This is a genomic window from Acinetobacter sp. NIPH 817 (assembly GCF_000368405.1).
GTDB lineage: Bacteria > Pseudomonadota > Gammaproteobacteria > Pseudomonadales > Moraxellaceae > Acinetobacter.
Map to the genome: position 1 here is coordinate 38,693 of NZ_KB849418.1, position 23,140 is coordinate 61,832.

20 protein-coding genes and 1 pseudogene are annotated in these 23,140 nt (G+C 38.6%); 12 read left to right on the plus strand and 9 right to left on the minus strand.

What is annotated here, in order from left to right; genetic code table 11:
- Window positions 1-16: 16 nt before the first annotated feature.
- Genes F968_RS00210 through F968_RS00225 form a run of 4 tightly spaced genes read left to right on the plus strand, consistent with a single transcriptional unit; the run spans window position 17 to window position 3,604 of the window.
- Entirely contained in the window at window positions 17-1,045 is a 1,029-nt protein-coding gene (locus F968_RS00210) for a glycosyltransferase family protein (RefSeq protein ID WP_004789097.1), read from the plus strand.
- The gene (locus tag F968_RS00215; protein ID WP_004789099.1) at window positions 1,042-1,797 is read left to right on the plus strand and encodes a polysaccharide deacetylase family protein; all 756 of its coding nucleotides are present in this window, start codon (window positions 1,042-1,044) and stop codon (window positions 1,795-1,797) included. The genes F968_RS00210 and F968_RS00215 overlap by 4 nt, the downstream gene beginning before the upstream one ends.
- Window positions 1,794-2,558, plus strand: coding sequence for a glycosyltransferase family 2 protein (locus F968_RS00220; RefSeq protein ID WP_004789101.1), 765 nt, complete (start codon window positions 1,794-1,796; stop codon window positions 2,556-2,558). The genes F968_RS00215 and F968_RS00220 overlap by 4 nt, the downstream gene beginning before the upstream one ends.
- Before the next feature lie 11 nt (window positions 2,559-2,569).
- Window positions 2,570-3,604 carry a glycosyltransferase gene (locus F968_RS00225; RefSeq protein ID WP_004789102.1) on the plus strand — a complete coding sequence of 345 codons (1,035 nt, stop codon included), beginning with the start codon at window positions 2,570-2,572 and terminating at the stop codon, window positions 3,602-3,604.
- On the opposite strand, the gene ghy is transcribed toward F968_RS00225, so the two are convergent.
- The gene (gene ghy / locus F968_RS00230) at window positions 3,601-4,491 is read right to left on the minus strand and encodes a glycosyl hydrolase Ghy (RefSeq protein WP_004789103.1); all 891 of its coding nucleotides are present in this window, start codon (window positions 4,489-4,491) and stop codon (window positions 3,601-3,603) included. The two genes, F968_RS00225 and ghy, sit on opposite strands and share 4 nt — an antisense overlap.
- A gap of 68 nt (window positions 4,492-4,559) precedes the next feature.
- Between ghy and F968_RS00235 the strand changes: the two genes are divergently transcribed.
- Together F968_RS00235 and F968_RS00240 are read left to right on the plus strand one after the other, a co-directional pair.
- Window positions 4,560-5,315 (plus strand): glycosyltransferase family 25 protein, encoded by a 756-nt coding sequence (locus F968_RS00235; protein ID WP_004789108.1) that lies wholly within the window; start codon window positions 4,560-4,562, stop codon window positions 5,313-5,315.
- A 29-nt stretch (window positions 5,316-5,344) separates the two neighbouring features.
- A complete protein-coding gene (locus F968_RS00240) occupies window positions 5,345-6,274 on the plus strand; it encodes a lipooligosaccharide outer core biosynthesis glycosyltransferase GtrOC6 (RefSeq protein ID WP_004789110.1) in 930 nt (309 codons plus the stop codon).
- A gap of 39 nt (window positions 6,275-6,313) precedes the next feature.
- Here F968_RS00240 and F968_RS00245 read toward each other — a convergent pair whose 3' ends face one another.
- Complete coding sequence (locus F968_RS00245) at window positions 6,314-6,532, minus strand: hypothetical protein (RefSeq protein WP_004789113.1); 219 nt, start codon at window positions 6,530-6,532, stop codon at window positions 6,314-6,316.
- A 203-nt stretch (window positions 6,533-6,735) separates the two neighbouring features.
- Here F968_RS00245 and F968_RS00250 point away from each other — a divergent pair, with 203 nt between their 5' ends.
- Window positions 6,736-7,764 carry a stealth conserved region 3 domain-containing protein gene (locus tag F968_RS00250; protein ID WP_004789116.1) on the plus strand — a complete coding sequence of 343 codons (1,029 nt, stop codon included), beginning with the start codon at window positions 6,736-6,738 and terminating at the stop codon, window positions 7,762-7,764.
- Window positions 7,765-7,829: 65 nt separating this feature from the next.
- Here F968_RS00250 and aspS read toward each other — a convergent pair whose 3' ends face one another.
- Both aspS and F968_RS00260 read right to left on the minus strand, forming a co-directional pair.
- Complete coding sequence (aspS, locus tag F968_RS00255) at window positions 7,830-9,614, minus strand: aspartate--tRNA ligase (protein WP_004789117.1); 1,785 nt, start codon at window positions 9,612-9,614, stop codon at window positions 7,830-7,832.
- A gap of 170 nt (window positions 9,615-9,784) precedes the next feature.
- A pseudogene (locus F968_RS00260) lies at window positions 9,785-10,549 on the minus strand (DUF4184 family protein).
- A gap of 137 nt (window positions 10,550-10,686) precedes the next feature.
- Between F968_RS00260 and znuD the strand changes: the two are divergent.
- Both znuD and F968_RS00270 read left to right on the plus strand, forming a co-directional pair.
- On the plus strand, window positions 10,687-12,762 hold the full coding sequence (gene znuD, locus F968_RS00265) for a zinc piracy TonB-dependent receptor ZnuD (RefSeq protein ID WP_004789121.1): 2,076 nt from the start codon (window positions 10,687-10,689) through the stop codon (window positions 12,760-12,762).
- 75 nt (window positions 12,763-12,837) lie between these two features.
- Window positions 12,838-14,301: a phospholipase D family protein gene (locus tag F968_RS00270; protein WP_004789124.1), complete on the plus strand. Its 1,464-nt coding sequence runs from the start codon at window positions 12,838-12,840 to the stop codon at window positions 14,299-14,301.
- 272 nt (window positions 14,302-14,573) lie between these two features.
- Here the strand turns inward: F968_RS00270 and F968_RS00275 are convergent, their stop codons facing one another.
- On the minus strand, window positions 14,574-15,020 hold the full coding sequence (locus tag F968_RS00275) for a hypothetical protein (RefSeq protein ID WP_004789125.1): 447 nt from the start codon (window positions 15,018-15,020) through the stop codon (window positions 14,574-14,576).
- A gap of 164 nt (window positions 15,021-15,184) precedes the next feature.
- Between F968_RS00275 and F968_RS00280 the strand changes: the two genes are divergently transcribed.
- A complete protein-coding gene (locus F968_RS00280) occupies window positions 15,185-15,568 on the plus strand; it encodes an RcnB family protein (protein ID WP_004789127.1) in 384 nt (127 codons plus the stop codon).
- A gap of 48 nt (window positions 15,569-15,616) precedes the next feature.
- Here the strand turns inward: F968_RS00280 and F968_RS00285 are convergent, their stop codons facing one another.
- The 4 genes from F968_RS00285 to F968_RS00300 all read right to left on the minus strand — a co-directional run bounded on the left by F968_RS00285 (window position 15,617) and on the right by F968_RS00300 (window position 20,640).
- Window positions 15,617-16,099, minus strand: coding sequence for a phosphate-starvation-inducible protein PsiE (locus tag F968_RS00285; RefSeq protein ID WP_004789131.1), 483 nt, complete (start codon window positions 16,097-16,099; stop codon window positions 15,617-15,619).
- A gap of 122 nt (window positions 16,100-16,221) precedes the next feature.
- Window positions 16,222-18,003, minus strand: coding sequence for an acyl-CoA dehydrogenase C-terminal domain-containing protein (locus F968_RS00290; protein ID WP_004789132.1), 1,782 nt, complete (start codon window positions 18,001-18,003; stop codon window positions 16,222-16,224).
- 167 nt (window positions 18,004-18,170) lie between these two features.
- Window positions 18,171-19,973, minus strand: coding sequence for an acyl-CoA dehydrogenase C-terminal domain-containing protein (locus tag F968_RS00295; RefSeq protein WP_004789135.1), 1,803 nt, complete (start codon window positions 19,971-19,973; stop codon window positions 18,171-18,173).
- Between the two features lie 289 nt (window positions 19,974-20,262).
- Entirely contained in the window at window positions 20,263-20,640 is a 378-nt protein-coding gene (locus tag F968_RS00300) for a hypothetical protein (protein ID WP_004789137.1), read from the minus strand.
- Window positions 20,641-20,772: 132 nt separating this feature from the next.
- On the opposite strand from F968_RS00300, the gene baeS reads away from it, so the two are divergent.
- On the plus strand, window positions 20,773-22,431 hold the full coding sequence (gene baeS / locus F968_RS00305) for a sensor histidine kinase efflux regulator BaeS (protein ID WP_004789138.1): 1,659 nt from the start codon (window positions 20,773-20,775) through the stop codon (window positions 22,429-22,431).
- A gap of 21 nt (window positions 22,432-22,452) precedes the next feature.
- Window positions 22,453-23,139: a response regulator gene (locus F968_RS00310; RefSeq protein ID WP_003655179.1), complete on the plus strand. Its 687-nt coding sequence runs from the start codon at window positions 22,453-22,455 to the stop codon at window positions 23,137-23,139.
- Window position 23,140 lies beyond the last annotated feature (1 nt).

The following is a 23,140-nucleotide window of genomic DNA, read 5'->3' on the forward strand; positions in this document are numbered from 1 at the left end:
TATTTTGAGTAAATAAATGAAAATATTGCATATTGCGAATTTTGGCTTTAATAAACAAGGCGCCCATTTTTACTGCACAGACCGTAAAATTTCTGCCGGATTAATTGAAAATGGCCATTTCGTTTATGATTTTAGTTTTCGTGACATGGCTCGTATGGGAACCATTTTTAAAACAAAAAAACTGGGTGCCAATTGGGCTAATAAAGAAGTTCTAAAGGTCGTTAATAATATTGAACCTGATCTAGTGCTGATTGGGCATAGTGACTTAATGAGTCCAGATGTTTTAAGACAAATTAAAGAATCTTACCCAAATACTAAAATTGCATTTTGGTATGTTGACCCGCTTTATCTTGAAAGCAAACTCGACTTTGTTAAAGCATTCTCGCCATATTTAGATGCTATTTTCTGTACAACCGGTGGCGAATATCTACAAAAATTAAAACAGCCGCATTTAAGCGTAGCCTATCTGCCAAATGTGGGTCACCGTAATGTAGAAACACTACAGCAATTTTCAAATGTGAATACGGATAAAACCTTTATTTTTTGTGGCGTGGTCTATAAAGAACCTGAGCGTGAGAAGTTTTTAAAGGACTTAGCAGATGCGTTGCAACAAGGCCATGTGAACTATCAATATTATGGTTGTTTTGAGCAACCGGGTGTTTACGGTAAAGCTTATTATAAAGTTCTATCTGAAACAAAAATGGGACTTAATTACTCACGCCGTAATGATGTAACTCTGTATAGTTCTGACCGTATTGTGCAGCTAACTGGTAATGGTTTACTCACTTTTAGCCCAAGAATTCCAGGCTTTGAGAAGCTCTATACTGAACAGGAAGTGGTTTATTTTGATGATCAGTTTGACTTGGCCAAGAAGATCCAGTTCTTTGATCAAAACCCAGATCAGGCTGAAAAAATAGCGAAAGAGGGTTGGGAGAAAACACGTAGGTCTTTCAATGCTAAACGCATCACCCAATTTATGGTTGAAGTGACATTTAAGCAGCCCCTTTCAGAAGATTATGAATGGTCACATGAGGTTTATGCATGATGTGGTTTTTGTACGTTGCGGTAGGCCTATTAGTACTTGCTGCACTGTTATATGTGCTGGGTAATTATACTTTCTGGCTTCCGTTCCGTTCGAACAAACTACCACGCATTGTGATGTTGCATCAGGTTACACCTAAAGATGCAGCCTCTGGTATGAACATGCCGCCTGAAAAGTTTGAACAACTCTTACAGTTGTTGACACGTAAGGGAACTACTTTTTGTTTTGTCTCTGAGCTTGAACAATATCGTAATCAAAAAAATGTCGTTGCTTTAAGTTTTGATGATGGCTTTATGGATAATTATCTTTATGCCTATCCATTACTTAAAAAATATAATGCAAAAGCAACCATTTATTTGGCAACTCAAATTGAAGGAATCGAAAAGCTCACTCATGATCAAATTCATGAAATGGCGAATTCTAGTTTGATTGAATTTGGTGCGCACACGCAACACCATGTGAACTTACTTAAGCTTGACGATCAAACGGCTTACGAAGAAATGCTTCAGTCTAAACAAGATGTTGAAGCATTAGTTGGAAAGTGCCCGAGCTTTGCTTATCCATTTGGTCGATTTAACGAAAAGCACCAGAAAATGGCTCAAGAGATTGGCTTTAAAAACGCTGTATCGACTCGTAAAAAAATCGAAGCCTATGAAGCTGTTAATCAATTTAATATTCCACGTGTCAGCACGCATGGTGCCATGAATGCTTTACAGATGCGTATCGCCCTTGCTAAAGGACGTTATAAGTTATGAATAAAATTCCATGTAGTGTCTATATTGTCACTTTAAATTGTGGTGCTTGGTTAGAGCGAACTTTGCAAAGCGTTAGTGAATTTGATGAAGTTATTATTTTAGACTCTGGCAGTACTGATAATACTTATGAAATTGCACAGCGTTTTGAAAATACGCAAATCTCTCATCAAGATTGGCAAGGTTATGCTGGGCAAAAAAGTTTGGCTTTAGCAAAATGCCGAAATGATTGGGTACTCAATTTAGATGGTGATGAAGTCTTATCTAACGAGTTAAAACAAGAAATTGTTGAGACCATTCAGCAGAACAAGCTTGATGCTTTAATCACACCGATTAATGATGTTTTTTTAGGTGTTCCCAACAGCAAACATACTAAAAAACATGCAAAGGTGCGCTTTTTTCGCAAGTCTAAAGGGCGTTACGACCTTGCCAATAAAGTCCATGAAAATGTGATTGTAGAAGGTGAATCTCAGCGTGCTCAACATGATATCTATCATTATGGCGAGTCGAGCATTTTCGTTAAAGTCGAAAAAAATAATCAATATTCCAACCTCAAAGCACTAGAGAAATACCAAAAAGGAAAGTCTCCAAGCGTTGCAAAATTGGTTTTGGTAATGCCTGTGACTTTCATGAAGTCTTATTTTATTCGTCGTAGTTTCTTAAATGGTTGGCGTGGTTTCGTAAATAGTATGATTAACGCGTTTTATGCTTTTCTAAAAGAAGCCAAACTATTTGAACAAACCATGAATAAAGATAAAAAATAAGTAGGCAAGCTATGAAAATTGTTCAGGTATTGGCGACTAGCGGTGGAGTTGGTGGTTTAGAGCAGCACACTTTTAATCTTGTTAATGAGCTTGCTTTAAACCATGAAGTACATGTGATTGCACATCCTTGCTATGTAGAGAAGTTTAGCCAACAAGTACATTTTCATGCTGTCGATTTTGCACGAAGCCGTTGGAATATTTTTTTACTCTGGCAACTTAAAAATCTCATTCAGCAAATTCAACCCGCTATTGTTCATGCACAAGCAGGAAAGGCGGCTGAGTTGATTGCCCGAATTAAGCCATTTTTATCTGGCCCGAAATTTGTAACGACTGTACACGGCACGAAAAAGAATAAATCTGCCTATTTAGCAGGTGATGCGGTTATTGCAGTGAGTCAAGCACTCACGCAAGGCATTCCTGAGTCTAAAGCACACGTGGTTTACAACGGGGTCTATCCTCAACCCGTACTTACAGTTGAAAATAAAGAAAAGTTACTTCAATCGATTCAAAAGGATTTTTCTGAGCTAGATGCAAGCAAAAAAGTTGTTATGTGTATTGGACGTCTAGAGCCAGTAAAAAATATCAGTTTATTGATTGAGTCGATGCAACAGATTGATGCCAATTTATGGGTTATTGGTGATGGTTCACTTCGAGCAAGTTTAGAAAAACAAGTCAGTGAATTAAACATGCAAAATCGGGTCGCTTTTCTTGGGTTTAGAACTGATGCTCGAGATCTGGTGCAATTAGCAGATATCGTGGTTTTGTCATCAGATCGTGAAGGTTTTCCACTCGTCATGGTCGAAGCTTTACAGGCCGATAAAGCAATGGCTTCAACCAAAGTGAACGGTGTGATTGAGTGGTTGCCGGAGCAATATCTGGCAGAAATTGGAGATGCACAAAGTTTAGCAAAAGCGATTAAATGTGCGCTTCAACCTGAAGCTCAACACGACTTTAGCCCTTTATATGCAAAAGCCAAGGCTGAACTGACTGTACCAGCCATGGCTGAGCAGACGCATAATATTTATAAAGGCCTGCTGAAAACTTAATTATTCTTCGGTGTAAGGCGGATGGCATCAAGTACCACAAAGTTATCTTCGACATTAATGGTATGACAACCGTCATCTGCTTGATTCCAGTCTGGTAAAACTACTTCTAGTAATTTTTCTTCATAAGCTGTCGGGCTAAGCTGAGTAATTGCCTTTAATTCGATATTACCACCATAACGTTTTAAAGAATCTTGGCTTGGTCGAACCAGTTGTCCTTTATAAATAAAAGGTTTACCCGCCATACGGAACTGCTGACTACCTCGACACACTGGATTCATTGGGTGTTCTTGCCAGTTTGGATGTAAAATATCTTCGGTAAAGAATAGATCTAAACGATCACCAAATTTCTTACAATCACGACGCGTTGAAGTAAAAAGATACCATAAGCCTTCATGATAGAAAGGGGTGCTGTCGACTGCTTCGATATTCTCGATCAGATTAGAATGCTTTTCCCATTTCAGTGGAAATTCAGTACATTTCCAAAGTTCAATCGTCTTATTGGCAGAAGTTTCTGGGATCATGTACCAAGTATCTTTTACTTTGAATATACAAGGATAAGAAAGGTGATAGTCGAGCTTTAAGATTGTCTCGGGTGGTGTGTAGGTGCCATCTTTAAAAACTTCTAAAACTGAAAGAAAACCTACAGGATGTTCGTCATCAACTTCTTCAAAAAAAATGAAATGACGGCCATTTTCATAAGCATAAAAGCTATCTGCAAATGTAAACTTTTTAGGGGAGTGGATCTCAAAGAGAGAATCTAGTTGCTCAAGTGTAGTAAACGGTTGTTCTAACCAGCCAAAACGCATATACCAATGAGAGTCAAAAGATTTTGCTTTTTTTGCTTGTTGGTATTTATACCATTTTTTTTGAATCAGGCGATTTAGCATTAAATTTTACACTCGATATAACTATAATTAGATAGACTATCCCTGACTCATTTTAACATTTGAATGAAATGAAAAAATATTTAATCAGTATTGAATCTGCTAATAGTGAACGTTTAAAAAAGTTGTACTCTCAAGCAACATTTTACAAATATCGCGATGAATTTAAGCAGTTTGGGGTAATCGGTAAGAATTTAAGCGTCAGTGAATATTTTCAACAAGGTGTAGCAGGCAAGAAAAAACCGATGACGCCTGGCGAGCTTGGTTGTGCCATGTCTCATATTGCTGCACTAAAAGATTTTTTAAACTCCGATGAAGAATATGCAATTATTTTTGAAGATGATGTGATCGAACGTTTTGAAATTGATTTCCAAGACTTAGAAAAGCACATTCATTCTTTGAATCTAGGTCCGTGCTTTTTCCTAAGCTTGGGCGGTATTCAAATGAAAATATGCAATCGCGTTCGTGGAAAATTTTTATCAGAAGAGTTGTATAACCAAAAAATTCTAAAAGTTGATTATGACTATCTCGAAAAACTAGCCTATGCGTATGCCTATGTTGTAGACCGTAAAATGGCGCAGATGTTGGTTGATTATCATCAGCCGATCAAAATTTACGACCATTGGCAAGATCTTGTTGGACGAGGTGATTTCAGTTTTTATGTCAGCTTTTTATTCGATCACCCGATCATCGAAAATAATGATGCGTTAAGTTATTTAGAAAAGGAAAGAAGCTTAATTACTCCTATTTCACAAGATGATAGTGATTTGTTACGTTACCTAAGAGTTAAACTAAAGAAATATATACTTAATAAATATATAATTTAGTCGTTTTTTTAAATTTTCTTACTAATTTTATGACTAAGCAAAAAAATATTATTATCGGGTCAGCAACTGGATACAGTGCTGACCTCATTTCTTCTTTTGTATATTCTTTGGAAAAGACAGACTTTGATGGCATTTTGACTTTAATTATCTATAAAGAGCAAATGCCAGAGTTTGTTAATGCATTTTCAAATATCAAAAATTTTAAAATTGAATTTAAAGTTTCAACGATTGGGAAATTTAAATCGAAGTCAAAATACTCAGGTATTTACAAGTTTAAGTTTATAAAGAATATTCTTAAGAAAATTATTGGATTAACTGTAAATGAAGCAGTTCCTGATTCAAAAATAAAAGCCCTTAAAATCACAGGCTATCCGCATGTGAGTCGCTTTTTTGAATATAAAGAAGTTGTAGAAAGTCATCCTGATGCTTCACATGTGCTGCTTAGCGATGTGCGAGACGTTTTTTTTCAGGGTAATCCTTTTAAAGATCTCGGCAAAGGACTCTTTGTTGGTATGGAAAATCCAGATTATACGATAGGCACTGAGCAATATAATCAAAAATGGATTATCGATGCGTATGGAGATGGTTTTTATAATAGTGCAAAAGATGAGCAGGTTTCGTGCTCAGGCGTCACAATTGGAGATATGAACTCGATTAAAGTCTATATAAATAAAATGATTGAAGAGTTCTGCAAACAGCCATATCAAAAAATGTCTGAAAGAATCTATGATCAGGCAATGCACAATAAATTATTAATTACCAATGATTTAGCAGATGTAACTCGCTGTCAGCCATTTGATTCTATTATTGTAACTCTTGGATTATATCCAATAGATCAAATTACGATTAATGATCAAGGTCTTATTATCAATCGTAACCAAAAGATCATTCCTATTGTCCATCAGCATGACAGACATCCGGAATTGATACAGTTATGCGATAACTATATTGGGAAATAAATTTTAGGATTATCTAAATTTTATGAGGGAAAGCGGATATTAATTTTTATCCGCATTTCCTTTTAATACCATATAAATCAGCGCAACAAAAATAAGCAATGCACCTGCTAAGCTACTTACGCAGAAATAAAGAATACGTTGATTTGTAGTGATGTTAAATAATTCATTTGCAAGGATATAGCGCATGAAAAACCATTGCGCAAGAGAGAATACAATTACGATTAAAGCATGTCGACGTACATCAGGGCGCATTGCCATAATGAATCACCAAGGGAGAAAAAGTGCTGATATTATGCCATTTGCTCACTGTCATCTCAATAGAGTCTAAATTGAGTCAATTGTGTAGAAAAATTAAAATTATGAATAAATTGTGAATTTTTATTAACATTAATAAACCTCGAATTCCATTTTTTATCTGAAATTTTCTAGTAAATTTCTGTACTTATTTGGATATATGTTTAATGCAACCTGTTGATTTTGTAATGATTTGGGTGGACTCAACCGATACGAAATGGCAGCAACAATATATATATTATAAATCCAAAGAAACTCAAACAAAGGCGGTTGAACTTGTTGATCAATGCCGCTATCGCGACTGGAATAATCTTCATTACTGGTTTCGATCTGTTGAGAAGTTTTGCCCGTGGGTTAGAAAGATCCATCTGGTGACTTGTGGTCATTTCCCTGAATTTTTAGTCAAAAATCATCCTAAGTTAAATTTGGTCACACATGATCAAATCATGGAATCAAACTGTTTACCGACATTTAACTCACATGCTATTGAAATCAATATTTATAAAATTGAGGGACTAGCAGAGCATTTTGTTTATTTTAATGATGATACCTTTATCAATAGGCCCTTAGAGCCTGAGTTCTTTTTTAGAAATGGTTTACCTTGTGATGGTATGCGTTTACAGCCACTTATGGTCGTAGGTGAAGAGAACTTTCTAGGTGCAGTTGCCCTAACGGATGTTGCGATTATTAATAAACATTTTGATAAGCGAAAATTACTTCATAAAAATCCCTATGCACTTTTTAACTATCGCTATTCTATGAGTAGTAATTTGGGTAATTTTTTAAGTTTATATAACCGAAAATTTTCAAGTTTTTATAGTACTCATTTGCCTCAACCTTTTTTGAAATCGGTATTTGAAGAAGTTTGGAAAACTGAAGAAGCTTATTTAAAAGAAGTATCAAGTCATCGATTTAGACAGCCTTTAGACGTTAATCAGTATCTTTTTCGATTGTGGCAGTTGTGCTCATCCCGTTTTTATCCTGTCAACATATTTGAGCGTGGACAAAACTTTAATTTAAGGCTACAAAATCTCCCTGAAATTAATCAGGTTATTAAGAATGAGCAACTTCCACAAATTTGTCTAAATGATGATGAACACGTGGTCGATTTTGAAAAGCTTAAAACAGAAATCATTCAAATTTTTGATCAAAAATTTAAAACACTCTCAAGTTTTGAAAAAGAAATATCCCATTAAAATTTGAAAATCAATGAATAAAAAACCCTGCATAAGCAGGGTTTTTTAATTTGAGAATCTAAAAATTATTTAGATTCTTCAGCTTTTGGCTTCTCACGTAAGCGGATGCCCAAGTCACGAAGCTGATTTGCTTCAACAGGAGCAGGTGCTTGAGTAAGTGGACATTCAGCAGTCTTCGTTTTAGGGAATGCAATAACGTCACGAATAGAAGTCGCGCCAGTCATTAACATTACTAAACGGTCAAGACCAAATGCCAAACCACCGTGAGGAGGAGCACCGTAACGAAGTGCATTTAATAAGAAGCTGAATTTTTCTTCTGCTTCTTCATCAGAAATACCAAGCGCTTCGAAAATCGCTTTTTGCATTTCTAATGTATAAATACGTAGAGAACCACCACCAACTTCAGTACCATTCAATACCATGTCGTAAGCAACAGAAAGTGCTTCACCTGGATTGCTCTTCACTTCTTCTACACTTGATTTTGGTAGAGTGAATGGATGGTGAACAGAAGTCCATTTGCCATCGTCAGTTTCTTCAAACATTGGGAAATCAACAACCCAAAGTGGAGCCCACTCACAAGTTGCAAGATTCAAATCATGGCCAATCTTCACACGAAGCGCGCCCATTGCATCATTTACAACTTTAGCTTTATCAGCACCAAAGAATACGATATCGCCATCTTGCGCACCAACACGTGCCAACAATTCAAGTACGATCGGTTCAATGAATTTCACGATTGGAGATTGAAGACCTTCAATTCCTTTAGCGAGTTCATTCACTTTGATGTAAGCCAAACCTTTTGCACCATAGATGCCAACGAATTTGGTGTATTCATCGATTGCACTACGTGGCAATGACGCTGCACCTGGAACACGTAAAGCAACAATACGGCCTTTAGGATCTTTTGCAGGACCCGCAAATACTTTGAACTCTACTTCTTGCATTAAGTCTGCAACGTCAACGAGTTTCAACGGAATACGCATATCAGGTTTGTCTGATGCATAGTCACGCATTGCATCTGCGTAAGTCATACGTTGGAATTTATCGAATTTAACGCCAAGAAGTTCATCGAACATCTTCACAGTCAGGACTTCCATTAAGTCCATAATGTCATCGTCACTCATGAACGATGTTTCAACGTCGATTTGAGTAAATTCTGGTTGACGGTCAGCACGTAAGTCTTCGTCGCGGAAACATTTCGCGATTTGGTAGTAACGATCAATACCACCAACCATCAACAATTGTTTGAATAATTGTGGTGATTGTGGAAGTGCATAGAAACTACCATTTTGTACACGACTTGGTACTAAGTAGTCACGCGCACCTTCAGGAGTTGCACGTGTCAAAATAGGTGTTTCAACGTCTAAGAAACCATTATCTTCGAAATAGTTACGAATAAGATTGGTCAATTTAGAACGGAAGCGTAAACGATCCAACATTTCAGGACGACGAATATCTAAGAAACGATATTTCAAACGAATTTCTTCAGAAATATTGGTATTTTCATCATTTAAAGGGAATGGAGGTGTTTCTGAAGCGGCAAGAACTTCGATGTCTTTACCCAAAACTTCAATTTGACCACTCACCATATTGGCATTTTCAGTACCTTCATAACGGCGACGAACACGACCTGTAATTTTTAATACATATTCAGAGCGTGCTTTATCTGCAGTTGCAAATGCTTCTGGAGTATCTGGGTCAATAACCACTTGAACGAGACCATCACGGTCACGCATATCAAGGAAAATAACACCGCCATGGTCACGGCGACGATGTACCCAACCGCATAGTGTAACGGTTTGGTCGATTTGGGCTTCAGTTAAAGAGCCGCAGTAATGAGTTCGCATCATGATGAAAAATATCCAAACTATATTGGCTGAAAAGACGGATGCGTAAACCGCGCACCGTCAAAAAAATAAGTTTTCGATTATGCCCTGTTGCATGGTTTGCCACAAGAACTAGATCAAAAAACCGCGGAAATTAACCTGAAAATGAGCAATTTGGCAGCAAATTTTCTGATTCATCCCATTCTTTGTTGTCGATCTAAAAACAAGAATAATAAGCATCCTAAGCTAAAGGTACTTAACCAACCTTGCATAAACTCGTTGATAGAACGGCCTGTAAAATAATAGGTATCGGCATGCCAAACCTCATGGGGTATGTAACGTGCATAATCCCAAAATGAAAATAAGCCTTAGACTGTAGATAGAATAAACAGAGACCACGCGAAAATTTTAATTTTTTTACTTACTTTCCAGTGTTGTTTGTAGCGCTGGTAATAGTGAATACCCATCCAACCAAGAAAAGGTAAGGCAAGAGCAGAGGAGCCAAGTTGTAAAAGACGGTGCAAAGGGTAGGGATGACCAAAAAAATGAATAGTCGTAGCTAATACATCTTTAAATACAAACGTTCGAAAGTCTGAATGTGTTAAACCATCCCAAATCAGATGAGTTGCTATACCGACAATGAGTGCAAATATAACTCCAATAAAAAATATAAAAATACGTTTTAAAGAGCTGAGGCCAAGATCATGTTGCACACCAAAAAAACGGTACACCACTGGACGATAAAGAAAATACCAAACTGCACAAAATACGAGGCCTAATGCAAGGTTGGGATAAATCAGACCTTTCCATTGGTGCGTCAGCATGCTGGACTGAACTGTAAATAAGCGGTAAAGATCGGGTGTCATACTCCCAATGGCTAACGCGCCAACCGGTAAAGTGTTTTGGCTAAGCTTAGATAAGGGAGGAGCTATAACGGCATGAGAGATGGTAAAAGGCATTAGAAATCAAAAATTACTCACTTCATTTAGTTGACCAGTCTAACTAATCGTCGAATCAGAAATGTTTTTTATTGCAAAACAAACGAAATGTTATAATATAACAAAAATAAAACATATCGTGATTCGGGACACATCCAATGCAGTTTTATAAAAATATTTTGACCTTATCCATTTTAGCTGTCATATCCGTTCCTTCGTTTGCAGCAGAAAGTGAAAATGTTGAAAAGTTAGAAACTATTCGAATTAAGGCTCATCCACTTGAGCAAACTTCACAAGATTTTGCTGTTGCAGATACTGTTGTTGATCAAAAGCATTTATCGCAAGGGGCCGCCACTATTGGGGATGCGCTGAGTAGTGAAGTCGGAATTTACGCGAATCAGTTTGGGGCTGGTTCGAGTCGTCCAGTCATCCGTGGACAAGATGGGCCACGCGTTAAAGTACTCCAAAATTCATCAGAAAATATTGATGTCTCGACCTTGTCTCCTGACCATGCAGTAACTGTAGATCCTGTGCTTGCGAAGCAAGTCGAAGTGATTCGAGGCCCTTCAACTTTATTGTTTGGTGCTGGAACTGTGGGTGGTTTAGTTAACGTAATTGATAACAAGATCCCTACGCAAATGCCTGAAAACGGTTATGAAGGACAAGTTGGCTTACGTTATAACACTGGAAGTGATGAAAAACTGGCGAGCGCTGGAGTAACTGTTGGCTTGGGTAGCCAAGTTGCTTTACGTGTTGAGGGGTTAACACGTGATGCGAATAACTACATTGCGCCAAATTACATTCATGAAGGTGAAAAAGAGCGCCGTGTAGACAATACTTTTGCTCAGGGCGATTCAGTTAATGTCGGATTGTCTTGGATTTATGACCGTGGTTATACGGGTATCTCTTATAGCAACCGTCGCGATCAATATGGCCTACCGGGGCATAGTCATGAATACGAAAGTTGTAGCGCTCATTTAACAGGTACACCACATTTGCATTGTGGAGACCATGAGCATGAAGATGGTGAAGAAGCTCATGATCATGGACAAGAAGAACATGGTCACGAACATGGTGGTCCATGGATTGACTTAAAATCTGAGCGTTATGATTTTAAAACTGAGTTAAATGATCCGTTTGCAGGCTTCCAAAAGTTACGTGCACAAGCGAGCTATACCGACTATCAACATGACGAAATTGAAGAGGGAGCAATTGCAACCAGATTCCAAAACAAAGGCTATGATGGGCGTGTTGAGTTAGTACATAACCCAATTGCAAGTTGGGAAGGGGTGATCGGTGCACAGTTAGGCCAGCAAAAACTGAATTTAACTGGTGAAGAAGCATTTATGGCACCGACCACTACCAAAAAGTGGAGTGTATTTGCTTTAGAACATAAACAATGGAAAGACGTACACTTTGAGCTTTCTGCACGAGCAGATCAGCAAGAAGTTGATGTAGATGATAACTCTAAACAAGATTTTGATGGCTCGGCATTTTCCTATGCAGGTGCTGCGAATTGGGAGTTTGCACCGAACTACAAACTTTCTTTTGTCGCTTCACATCAGGAACGTTTACCTTTAGCTCAAGAGTTATATGCCAATGGTGGGCACTTTGCGACAAATACTTATGAGTTAGGAAATGATCAACTCAGTAAGGAAAAATCGAATAATGTTGAGTTAGGTTTGCATTTTGATAATAACAAACTTGATTACCATCTTCATGTTTACCATAACTGGTTTGATGACTACATCTATGCGCAAACCCTTGACCGTTATAAAGACTTCCGTTTAGTTCAATATACTCAAGATAAAGCACGTTTCTATGGTGCTGAGGGTGAAATTGGTTATCAAATTACCCCAATGTACAAGATCAGTGCCTTTGGTGACTATGTACGCGGTAAAATTGATGCAGAGGGTAACGCCCCACGTATTCCAGCGGGACGTTTAGGTACTAAAGTTGATGCAGATTTTGGCGATGGCTTTAGCGGTTCTGCCGAGTACTACCATGTCTTTAATCAAGATAAGATCGCAGCTTACGAGACTGAAACTGAAGGCTATAACATGCTCAATCTTGGTCTGGCATATTCTGGACAATATGGTGCAAAAACAGATTATCGTGTTTATATGAAAGCGAATAACCTGTTAGATGATACGGTTTATCAGCATGCTTCGTTCTTATCAAATATTCCACAAGTTGGACGTAATTTTACGGTAGGTGTTGATTTTAGTTTTTAAGGCTTTAACACGAAACTAAACTTGAAAAATCAATCCAAAAGACCTAATTTGAAACCATCAAGTTAGGTCTTTTTTATGCGTATTTTTCAACGAATTCATCAAAAAATAAATTGGTCAGGGCGTCGTTATATGGCGATATTACTTTGCGTTGTTGCTATTGCATATATTGCATCGGCAATTTACCACACAGTAAAACCATTGCCGCAAGGGATTAACTTTAGTGGCAAGCTTAGACATGCTGATGTCAAATTTTTAGCAGATAAAACCTACCTTGATGCAAAAGGGCAACAACAGGTTGATCAGCATATCTTTGATGAAATCTTGAAAATGATTGATGAGGCAAAAACCACAGTTGTGGTCGACATGTTCTTGTTTAATTCGGAAGTGGGTGACTCAAAACTGAAGCAAAGGCCATTAATGCAAGAGTTAACCGATGCATTAGTAAGTAAAAAAAGACAGAATCGCCAAATCCAGATTGTATTAATTACTGACCCAATTAACTCAGTATATGGTGGTTTAAGCCCTGAACATTACCGCCAGTTACGTCAAGCGGGTGTTGATGTGATTGAAACCAATTTAGCTCCTTTACGTGCTTCTAATCCGTTCTGGTCAGGCTTATGGTATATCTGCTGTCAGAATGTTGGAAATAACCCTGAAAAAGGCTGGTTGCCAAATCCATTTGGTGAGGAAAAAATTACACTGCGCAGTTATTTGAACTTATTTAACTTTAAGGCGAATCACCGTAAAACTGTAGTTGTCGATACCGATGCTGGTTGGAAGTCACTGGTGACTTCAGCAAATCCGCATGATGGTAGTTCTAGACACTCAAATGTTGCATTAGTTGTAACAGGAGCGACAGCCGCAGACGTTTTACAATCTGAAGCCGCGGTTGCGCGAATGTCAGGTAGTAGTTCTCCATCGCTCATTTTAGGTGACTTTGAAAAAGACGTAACCAAACCTCAAGTTCAAGTGTTAACTGAAGGGGCGATTTATCAATCTGTATTGAAATTGATTAACTCAGCTAAGCCGAAAGAGCATCTTGATTTAAGTATGTTTTATTTATCTGAACGCAAGATTATTCAGGCTCTAAAAAGTGCTCAAGAGAGAGGGGTTATTGTCCGAGTTTTACTTGATCCAAATAAAGATGCATTTGGCCGACAAAAAAATGGTATTCCAAATCGTCAGGTAGCTTCAGAGCTACATGCTGCGGGTATTCCAATCCGTTGGTGTGACACACATGGTGAGCAGAACCATAGCAAAATGATTTTGAAATATAATGCCCAACACGCTGAGTTAATTGTAGGATCTGCTAATTTTACGGCCCGTAATTTAAAAAATTATAACCTTGAAACAGATATGTTGGTTATGGGTAATGTTCAAGATCAAGTCTTTAAAGATGCGCAAGATTACTTCAATACCTCTTGGTCAAACCTACAAAGTAGGCAGATGAGCGTGGATTACGCGAAGTATGCAGATGAGTCTAAAGTGAAGTATTGGATTTATCGTTTTATGGAATGGTCAGGGTTGTCGACTTTCTAATTCTATTTTTTATATAGACGTTGAGGCTATATGTTCACGACGGAGTCTTAATTAGTTTGATTCTAAACTTGCAGCTTATTCGTTGCCAGAATTTTGTACAAAATTGGCAAGGTGATTAGCGACATGGATGTCGCCGTTTCACTGTGTTGCAGGGAAGCAACATCAGTGAAACAAAGGTTTTTGTCACTTTTGACCTCTCAAAAGTGAGGCATTAGCCTATACAAAAGACATTAGAACATCACTGTAAGTAAAGGCTGTGCCATAAGTCCGATTTAAGGCGCTGGCGGAATCAACTGATCCAAAGTCTTATCATCTAACTTTTCTAATTCACTCAAATCAGTCTTAATTTTCCACTGCGATTCATCATCTACAGGATTTGGTAAACGAGCCTCAAGCCAGTCACAGACTACATCTGGGTTAAATTCAGGATGGTTACACTGAATAATCCACGATAAGAAGTCTTTCGCTTCACCGTTCATATAAGGCGGTGGAGAAACAGGGAAGAATAAAGTCGGTAGACGTTCATTCGTCGAGAGATAGTTTAAAACATGTCCTAATTCTTGAACTGTTTGCCATGCTAGCGGATGTTCTACATCAATACTGAACTTAAACCACCAAGCATGTTCGCCATCTGCTCCATGAGCCATGATACGGGCTTCTTGTACGGTTGGAACTTTGCAAAAAAATTGATGAAGACGTTCAAAACTGATTTCAGACACAGCAATTGACCTAGTTTGAAAAATGGTAATGGTAGCACAGATACAGATTCTTCATATTTTCTTTATAGTCATTACAAACAATATCAATCAAAGCGGTTTTATTCATGGTTTCTCCTTGACTCTCTTTTAATCTAGCTTCAGATCAAGATAAAAGGAAATAGGTCATGAAAAAGCCAATCGTTCTTGTACTTTCAACATTAATGTTGGGTATGTCAGCTACTGCGATGGCCGATACAAGTCATCGTTGGGACAATAATCATGGTAAAAACTATGATCGATATGAGCATCGTGATGACCGCCGTCATGACTACCGAAATGATCATCGCGCTCCACAGTGGTCAAATGCCGATCGCGGTAAGCACTATGGTCGATATGTAGCATTTAAGCGTGGTGATCGTGTTCCAGCAGAATACCGCAATAGTCGCTATTATGTTTCAGACTGGAGATCGCATCGTTTGTATGAACCACCACGTGGATACCGTTGGGTTAAAACACCGAATCAATATTTACTCGTAGATTCAAAACATCAAATTTATCGTGTCCGTTAATTTTGAAATATAGAATATATAAATGGCCTCAATATTGAGGCCATTTTTTTATGCTAATTCATCATCTTGAGGCTGAGGAGGCTTTAAAGGCGTTGGTGTTTTTGCATGTTTCTCTTTCATCACTGACGGATAATTCCAAGATGCAAAACGAACAACCAAGATAGACAGAGCTAAAATAAGAATCGAGCCGGTAATAATGACTTGGTCCATATCCGCTTTATGGTCATGTTGAATATCTGAAATGAGTAGGCGGGTTAAGGCCGTAATCGCAACATAAATAAGAAAGCGTACAGGCATATGATTGGTTTTAAAGTAAATTCCAACCATCGCCCCAAGTTCTAAGTATATAAATAATAATAAAATATCATCAATTGAAGCATACTTTTTGACAGTCAAAATTTCAAAAACAGTATTGGCTGCGGACCAAGCCACCATACATCCAATAATAAACAGGGCTAAATAGTGGAAGGCTTCTACGGCGTAATGACCAAAACGGTCAAGTATTCGCTCGTATTTTTTAGGATCAGGCATAGTAAGATCTTTTGTTTGTTTCTTAATGTTTAGAAATTAAACAAATTTCATGCCAATGGAAATAGTAAATACAAAATAAAAAAGCGCCTGAATATTCAGACGCTTTTTCATAAAGAACTTAATTAAGCTTGATTCGTAAAGTAGTCTTCACTGAAGCCCATAATTAGGTCAGAACCCGCTTTAATTTTAGCAATACGTGCATCAATATCCGGCAAGATACGATCAGCAAAGTATTGAGCTAAAGCAAGTTTGTTTTGATAGAAGTCACCAGACTTATCTTTTGCTGCCGCTGCAATTTTTGCAAACATATAAGCGAAGCTGAGTAAGCCAACTGCATGTAGATAATCAACAGCAGCAGCATTCGGGAAGTCTACGTTTTCAGCAGCTTGTTCAATAATAAACTGAGTGATTGCTTCGATTTCAGTTGCAGCATCTAAAGTTGCATCTTTAATAAAGTTCAAATCGGTGTCTAAGTCATTTGCAAAGTCACGAATTTCAGTGATGTATTCAGCAATGAACGCACCGCCACATTTAATAGTTTTACGACCAATTAAATCTTGAGACTGAACGCCATTCGTTCCTTCGTAGATTTGAGCAATACGAAGATCACGAATACATTGTTCCATACCCCATTCACGAATATAACCGTGACCACCGAACACCATCTGAGCATCTAAAGTTGCTTGGAATGCGGTATCTGTGAGGTAAGCTTTAGCAATTGGTGTCAAAAGCGCAACGCGATTATTGGCTTTTTTCACAGCTTCAGCATCAGTTGAGAATTTAGTGATATCGAGCTGTTGACCAACATAGACTGCAAAAGCACGTGATGCTTCATTGTTTGCACGTACGTTTAACAACATACGACGAACATCGCCATGAACTAAAATGCTGTCAGCAGGTTTATTTGGTGATTGAACACCAGCTGCACTACGACCTTGTAAGCGGTCAGTTGCATATTGCGCTGCATTTTGATAAGCAAATTCAGATGCGCCTAAACCTTGGATACCCATTGATAAACGTTCGTAGTTCATCATGACAAACATGGCAGCAAGACCTTCGTTTTCTTTACCAACAAGGTAACCTTTTGCTGCATCAAAGTTCATCACACAAGTTGCGGACGCTTTAATCCCCATTTTGTGTTCGATAGAACCTGGGCCAACGAGGTTACGTTCACCTAATGAACCATCTTCGTTTACCAAATACTTTGGCACGATGAACAAAGAAATACCGCGTGAACCAGCAGGAGCATCTGGCGTTTTAGCAAGTACTAAATGAATAATGTTTTCTGCTAAATCGTTGTCACCGCCAGTGATAAAGATTTTAGTACCTGTGATGTTATAAGTACCATCTTCATTAGGTTCTGCTTTGGTTTTAATAATACCTAAGTCAGTACCTGCATGTGGCTCGGTTAAGCACATCGTGCCCGACCATTCACCTGAATAAATCTTTGGTAAGTAAGTTTCTTTTTGTTCTTGAGATGCATAGCTGTTTAAAGCCATGCCTGCACCCACAGAAAGAAGCGGGTAGAGCATAAATGATGGGTTAGTTGCAAATAACATTTCATCAGAAAGAACGGTGAGCATTTTTGGCATGCCTTGACCGCCCCATTCTTCATCGGCACCTAAGCCAATCCAACCACCTTCTGCATATTGACGGAATGCATCTTTAAAACCAGCTGGTGTGAACACCTCGCCGTTTTCATAGCGAGCGCCTTCTTCATCACCGGTACGGTTTAATGGATGAGTCACGTTCTGAGCAAATTTAGCCATTTCTTCTAAAATTGCTTCAGCTGTTGCAGCATCTACATGAGCGAGTTTCTCATTAGACTGCCAAAATTGTTCTGCTTTAAATACATCATTTAAGATGAATTTCATATCAGCTAAAGGAGCATTGTAAATTGGCATAATCGTTCACCTTTTTTGTGCACATTGGCCTGTGCTAGATATCCTGTAAAACGAAATGGATATGGAATTTAAAGTGTAAATTTATCATTGATTTTATAAAAAAAGGACCGTCAAAACTGAGCAGTCCTTTTTTGTTTTTTAACATTGCATATCGCAACTAACTATGGTTAGAAAGCGAAATGTTCAGCGTCTAATGACATCAATGGATCTAGACCACCTGCAATCACGTCTACATGAGAACGTACGCGTGGCAAGATTTTCTTGAAGTAGAAGCGAGCAGTTGTAACTTTCGCGTTATAGAAATCAACATCGGTCGTACCTTCTGCTAATTTCTCTTGTGCAACAAGTGCCATACGAGCCCATAGATACGCTAAAGTGATATAACCTGAGAAGTAGAGGTAATCTACAGCAGCAGCACCTACTTCATCTGGGTTTTGCATTGCGCGCATACCAATTTGCATAGTGAGATCGCCCCATTCTTTGTTAAGAGCTGCAAGCGGCTCAACAAATTCTTTCATGGCAGCGTTGTCTTTATTTGCTTCAACAAATTTGTGAACAATTTTGGTAAAGTCTTTTAGCATTGCACCTTGAGTTTGCAATACTTTACGGCCTAACAAATCAAGTGCTTGAATTTCGGTTGTACCTTCATACAAACATGAAATACGTGTATCACGTACGATTTGTTCCATGCCATGCTCAGAAATAAAGCCATGACCACCGAAGACTTGAACACCGTGCTTAGCAGACTCAGAACCTGTTTCAGTTAAGAATGCTTTTGCAATTGGAGTCAATAAAGACAAGATGTTGTCAGCAAACTTACGCTCTTCTTCTGTTTCGCCTTTTTCAACGATGTCAGCATATTGAGCAAGTAAGTAAACAAGTGCACGACCGCCTTCAGCAAATGCTTTTTGAGTTAAAAGCATGTTACGAACAGCAGGGTGAACGATAATTGGGTCTGCATCTTTTTCTGGAGCTTTAGGACCAGAAAGCGAACGCATTGCTAAACGTTCTTTTGCATAAGTTAACGCACCTTGGAAAGATGATTCAGATGCTGCTAAACCTTGAACCGCAGTACCAATACGTGCTGTGTTCATGAAGGTGAACATACAGTTCAAACCACGGTTTTCAGGTCCGATCAAGTAACCCTTAGCTTGGTCAAAGTTAATGACACAAGTCGCGTTACCATGAATACCCATTTTGTGCTCGATAGAACCACAACGAACCGCATTACGCTCGCCCACAGTACCATCTGCATTTACATGGAATTTAGGAACGATGAATAATGAGATACCTTTGGTACCTTTCGGCGCACCTGGTAAACGAGCAAGAACGATATGAATGATGTTCTCAGCCATGTCATGTTCACCAGCAGAGATAAAGATTTTCTCGCCAGAAATTGCATAGCTACCGTCAGCATTTGGTTCTGCTTTAGAACGGATAATACCTAAGTCAGAACCTGCATGAGATTCAGTTAAGCACATCGTACCTGTCCAAACACCTGAAACAAGGTTTGGTAAATAAGTATTTTTTTGTTCATCAGAACCGTGATGTTCTAATGTACGTACAGCTCCGTGAGACAAGCCAGGGTACATACCCCAAGACCAGTTTGCTGTACCAACCATTTCAGAAATTGCAATACCTAAAGAGTTAGGTAAAGCCTGACCACCGTATTGTTCTTCTGCTGATAAAGACGGAAAGCCAAGTTCAATATATTTTTGATAAGCTTCTTTAAAGCCTGTTGGAGTGGTAACTACGCCATCATTCCAAGTACAACCTTCACGGTCACCAACTTGGTTTAAAGGAGAAAGTTCATTTTCGCAAAAGTCTGCCGCAGCCTCTAAATATTGATCAACCAATTCACGGCTTACGTTACCTTGGAAATCAGGTAATTTTGCATAGTGTTCTTCAGCATTTAATAATTCATGCAAAACGAATTGCATATCACGTAAGGGCGCTTTGTATTGTGGCATATCGGGTTCCTCAATACTGGTGAAACCAGAGTTATAATCTTAATCTATGAGAATGTGCCATGAGGCACCTTGGACTATTACATCGTGCAACAACTTGCATAACTGCACAAGCACCTCAGGACCTTTACTTTGTGACTGCAAAGTCAAGAAAAAAATACTTAAACTAGCTAAGTGCTTTGAGTGTAAACACTTTTGGTTATGTTTATATGATACAAATAGTCAAAATCGTAAATAGTTATGTATAAGCAAAAGGCGCCTATAGGCGCCTTTTGTTTCATGATTTTTAGAATTATTTTGCTTGAACTGATGCAGGAGCAGGGGCGTTCACTGATGGTTGAGGGCGTTTCGGTTCAAAACGAAGGTTACAAGTACCTTCAAGTGTCTTATCTCCAACTTGAACATTTACTGCTTGTCCGTTGGCCTTACCATCACATGCTTTTTGGATTTGTTCAAAGCGAGCTTGACGTTCTGCACGGTGTTGTTCCCATGCTGCTTTTTGCTCTGGTGTGAATTCACGATGTTTCATACGGTGGTGGCCTTCACGTGGGCCATCTTGCATCATGCCACGCTCAGGTTTGGGCGGTTGAGTCGTCGATTGACACGCCGCTAAACTTCCCATTGTTACAATTGCCGCACTGAATAATGCAATTTTTGCCGTCATTTTCATATTTAAAGCCCTTTAATGTTGTGTTTTAAGATGGCTTAAAGATTAGATAATAAAGATGTAGAAACAATGGAGAGTTTTTCTTTTCGTTGTTGGTTACAATGCCAAATATAGCGTAAAAATGAGAGAGTGCTTTTGAACGTTCTACGTGTTCCCATTGCATTACGGTTGTTTTTGACAGTCTTGCTCACCACATTGCTTATTGCGACTGCAAGCTTGAGCGTTTTGCACTGGACAATGCAAAAGAACTTTGCCAAATACGTGGCTGACGTTGAAATGCAGAAGCTCGACCGCCTTATAACCAATCTGGGCGATGTCTATACGGTGTACCATGATTGGGGGAATGCGATTCAGGCACAGATTTTACAAATCGAAGGAACCGCGGCTCCCGATGACTACGATCGTCTCTCGCAGTGGTGGCTTCGTCGTCAATATGACATTGCGATACAACAGCATTCTTTCGATGAACATGCCCTTATTAATATTTCACCGCAAGTTGCACCGACAAATAAAAATACTATTTTTAGTGATGAAGAATTAAGAACGCTTGAGCAAAATTTACCTTCTCAATATCAACCCTTTGAAGGATTAAGATTCCCCTTAAGTGCAAACCAATTTCGCTCAAGTGATGATAAAAATAAATCAAAGAAAGGGAGCTTAAAAGATATTGAAACTCAAAATGGTAAAAAGCGTTTTATTGCTTTGCCTGACCGTTTGGGTTTGAGTTCTCGTTTATCTTTATATGATGCACGCCACCAGTTTGTTGTAGGTGAACCGCCTTCTTCAGATCAGATGTCATTTCGTCCGATTATCTTAAACAATCAAGTTGTGGGATATTTGGGTTTAAAACCTGTTTTAGATAAAGAAGATGCTTTGAGTATTAATTTCTTTAGTAACCAAAAGCGCTATTTACTCTTAATTTATGCTTTAACCTTACTTTCAAGTTTAGTTGCGGCGCTCTTGATGGCGACTTATTTTAAAAAGCCGATTCAGCGTTTATTAAATGCAACCAATGAATTAACGAAAGGAAATTATCAACATCAAGTTGTGATTAAACGAAATGATGAGTTGGGCGATTTATCAACTCAATTGAACCATTTAGCAGAAATTTTACATCAGCATGAAGAGTCACGACGTCAGTGGGTGGCAGATACTTCTCATGAGTTAAAAACGCCGCTGGCTGTATTACAAGCACAAATTGAAGCAATGCAAGATGGGATTCGAAAAGCAACGCCTGAACATCTAGATGCGATGATGCGTCAGGTTTCAAGTCTGAAAAAACTGACCCAAGACCTTGCAGACTTGGCACAGGCAGATGCCCAGCAGCTTAAGTGTTATTTAAGTTCTGTTAATCCATGGGAAGTGGTATTACAGGAAGTAGAAAACTTTAAACCTAAACTTGAGCAGGCTGGTCTCGAAATTCAGGTTGAAGGAACAAGTTCTCCACTGTTATTAGACCGTGATCGTTTTAAACAGATTATTGTTAATTTAATTAGTAATAGTATTCGTTACACAGAAACAGGTGGCAAAATCCATATTCATACAGCTCAAACTCCGCAGGAGTGGACATTGTATGTCGATGACAGCCCATTTGGTTTAAACGATGAGCAGTTATCTCGTTTAGGTGAACGTTTCTATCGCGTAGATGATTCGCGTACGCGTAGTACAGGTGGAACAGGGCTAGGTTTGGCTTTGTCTTGTAAAATTGCGCAGGCGCTTAGTGGTACACTCAGTTTTGAACATTCACCTTTAGGTGGTTTACGTTGTGTGCTCACTTTTAAAAAGCAGAGTTAAATATAAAAGGAAAAATATCTCATGAAACATGTGATGTTGGTTGAAGATGAAGTCGAATTAGCTCATTTAGTGCGTGATTATCTTGAAGCTGCCGGTTTTGAAGTAAGTATGTTTCATGATGGTCAAGATGCCTATGCGAGTTTCCAACAACGTAAACCTAATTTAATGGTTCTGGACTTAATGGTTCCACGAATGGATGGTTTGACCATTTGCCGTAAAGTTCGTGAACAGTCAGATTTACCGATTATTATGGTGACTGCTCGTACCGAAGAAATCGACCGCGTCTTGGGTCTCAACATGGGTGCTGATGATTACGTATGTAAACCATTTAGCCCAAAAGAACTTGTTGCTCGCGTACAGGCTGTTCTGCGCCGTTTAGAGCGTAAAGCAGAACCTGAACAAAATGATTCTTTCAGAATCGATAAAGCTCAGCAAAGGATTTGGTATCAACAAAAATCATTGAGCTTAACGCCAACCGAATTTCGCTTACTTGAGCTATTTTTAGAGCATGTAGGGCAAGTATATTCACGTGCACAATTATTGGATCATATTAATCCAGATAGTTTTGACGTTGCCGACCGTGTAATTGACAGCCATATCAAAAACTTGCGCCGAAAAATTAGTGAAGCGGCTGAAACTGGTAACCGTCATGAATGGATTCAAGCTGTTTACGGTGTAGGTTACCGCTTCGAATATCCTGAAGAGTAAA

Excerpts from the sequence above, each read along its gene's own strand:
- F968_RS00240 (WP_004789110.1), top strand. The coding sequence starts at position 5,345 with ATGACTAAGCAAAAAAATATTATTATCGGGTCAGCAACTGGATACAGT.
- ghy (WP_004789103.1), bottom strand. The coding sequence starts at position 4,491 with ATGCTAAATCGCCTGATTCAAAAAAAATGGTATAAATACCAACAAGCA.
- F968_RS00280 (WP_004789127.1), top strand. The coding sequence starts at position 15,185 with ATGAAAAAGCCAATCGTTCTTGTACTTTCAACATTAATGTTGGGTATG.
- F968_RS00290 (WP_004789132.1), bottom strand. The coding sequence starts at position 18,003 with ATGCCAATTTACAATGCTCCTTTAGCTGATATGAAATTCATCTTAAAT.
- F968_RS00300 (WP_004789137.1), bottom strand. The coding sequence starts at position 20,640 with ATGAAAATGACGGCAAAAATTGCATTATTCAGTGCGGCAATTGTAACA.
- F968_RS00220 (WP_004789101.1), top strand. The coding sequence starts at position 1,794 with ATGAATAAAATTCCATGTAGTGTCTATATTGTCACTTTAAATTGTGGT.
- F968_RS00270 (WP_004789124.1), top strand. The coding sequence starts at position 12,838 with ATGCGTATTTTTCAACGAATTCATCAAAAAATAAATTGGTCAGGGCGT.
- F968_RS00250 (WP_004789116.1), top strand. The coding sequence starts at position 6,736 with ATGCAACCTGTTGATTTTGTAATGATTTGGGTGGACTCAACCGATACG.
- F968_RS00215 (WP_004789099.1), top strand. The coding sequence starts at position 1,042 with ATGATGTGGTTTTTGTACGTTGCGGTAGGCCTATTAGTACTTGCTGCA.
- F968_RS00310 (WP_003655179.1), top strand. The coding sequence starts at position 22,453 with ATGAAACATGTGATGTTGGTTGAAGATGAAGTCGAATTAGCTCATTTA.
- F968_RS00245 (WP_004789113.1), bottom strand. The coding sequence starts at position 6,532 with ATGGCAATGCGCCCTGATGTACGTCGACATGCTTTAATCGTAATTGTA.
- F968_RS00235 (WP_004789108.1), top strand. The coding sequence starts at position 4,560 with ATGAAAAAATATTTAATCAGTATTGAATCTGCTAATAGTGAACGTTTA.
- F968_RS00210 (WP_004789097.1), top strand. The coding sequence starts at position 17 with ATGAAAATATTGCATATTGCGAATTTTGGCTTTAATAAACAAGGCGCC.
- znuD (WP_004789121.1), top strand. The coding sequence starts at position 10,687 with ATGCAGTTTTATAAAAATATTTTGACCTTATCCATTTTAGCTGTCATA.
- F968_RS00285 (WP_004789131.1), bottom strand. The coding sequence starts at position 16,099 with ATGCCTGATCCTAAAAAATACGAGCGAATACTTGACCGTTTTGGTCAT.
- F968_RS00295 (WP_004789135.1), bottom strand. The coding sequence starts at position 19,973 with ATGCCACAATACAAAGCGCCCTTACGTGATATGCAATTCGTTTTGCAT.
- aspS (WP_004789117.1), bottom strand. The coding sequence starts at position 9,614 with ATGATGCGAACTCATTACTGCGGCTCTTTAACTGAAGCCCAAATCGAC.
- F968_RS00225 (WP_004789102.1), top strand. The coding sequence starts at position 2,570 with ATGAAAATTGTTCAGGTATTGGCGACTAGCGGTGGAGTTGGTGGTTTA.